This window comes from Burkholderia sp. Ac-20379 (assembly GCF_017104645.1).
In the GTDB taxonomy this organism is placed as follows: Bacteria; Pseudomonadota; Gammaproteobacteria; order Burkholderiales; family Burkholderiaceae; genus Burkholderia.
Genome location: NZ_JAAGPF010000728.1, coordinates 1 through 1,230, shown reverse-complemented (window position 1 = coordinate 1,230; position 1,230 = coordinate 1). Strand labels below are relative to the sequence as shown.

The window sequence follows — 1,230 nt, the reverse complement described above, 5'->3', positions numbered from 1 at the left end:
TGGACTGCCCAGGGAATGCTAGACGCTGCCGGCCTATGATTTGAGCATAGGAGGGCGTCATGAGTGCACAGAGATTTACCCCGGAATTCAAGCAGGAAGCGGTTCGGCAAATCACGGAACGGGGCTACTCCGTAGCCGAAGTCTCGGCCAGGCTGGGCGTATCTGCGCATAGCCTGTACAAGTGGGTCAAGGCGGTCAAGCCCGACAAGTCCGAGGCGCAAGCCAGCGAACTATTGGAAGCCAAACAGGAGGTGCTTCGCCTGCGGGCTCAGATGCGTCGTCTCGAAGAAGAACGAGACATCCTAAAAAAAGCCGCGCGATACTTTGCCAGGGAGCCCGAGTGAAGTATCGCTTCATCAACGACCATCGGCATGAATTTCGCGTCGCTACGATGTGCCGAATGCTGGACGTTGCGCGTGCGGGCTACTATCACTGGCTGCATTTCCCGATGTCTGACCGAGATACCGAGGATCAGCGGCTGCTTGGACTGATTCGGGACTCGTATACGGCCAGCTACGGCGTTTATGGTGCACGTCGCGTGTGCTGCGACCTACGCGAGGTGGGTGAAGTTTGCAGCAAGAACCGAGTGGCCAAAATCATGCAACGCAACGGTATCAAGGCGATTCGAGGATACAAGTCGCCTCGTCGCACTGCTGGCCGGCCGTCGATTCTCGCGCCCAATCGACTGAACCGACAATTCACCGTCGAAGCGGCAGACCGTGCCTGGGTCACGGACATCACGTATCTGCGAACTTGGCAGGGCTGGCTTTATCTGGCGGTAGTGCTGGACCTCTATTCGAGAAAAGTCGTGGGCTGGGCAATGAAGCCCACGCTTGCTCGCGAGCTGGTTCTCGACGCGCTGTTGATGGCGATTGTGCGCCGCCAACCGAAGCAATCCGTGTTGGTTCATTCCGACCAGGGGAGTCAATACGGCAGTGACGAATGGCGTCGCTTCTGCCAATCACACAAGCTCGAGCCTTCGATGAGTCGGCGCGGCAATTGCTGGGACAACGCCGTGGCGGAATCCTTTTTCAGCAGCCTGAAGAAAGAGCGAATCCGCAAACGTATCTATAAAACCCGCGATATGGCGCGTGCCGACGTCTTCGACTACATCGAGGTCTTTTACAATCGAACCCGTCGCCATAGTCATCTTGGCGGCCTGAGTCCCGAGGCCTTTGAACAAGCCGCGGCGTGAGGGTCAGGCGTGTCTAGTGTGCTCTGGGCAGTCCA

The 1,230-nt window shown here is 57.6% G+C and carries 1 protein-coding gene; it reads left to right on the top strand.

Features of this window, described 5'->3' with window-relative positions; translation table 11 throughout:
• Nucleotides 1-59: 59 nt before the first annotated feature.
• Nucleotides 60-1,195 (top strand): IS3 family transposase gene (locus G3N92_RS34270; protein ID WP_206131903.1). Its coding sequence is split into 2 segments (ribosomal slippage): nucleotides 60-312 and nucleotides 312-1,195, totalling 1,137 coding nucleotides; the frame shifts between segments, so codons are not numbered across the junction.
• Nucleotides 1,196-1,230 lie beyond the last annotated feature (35 nt).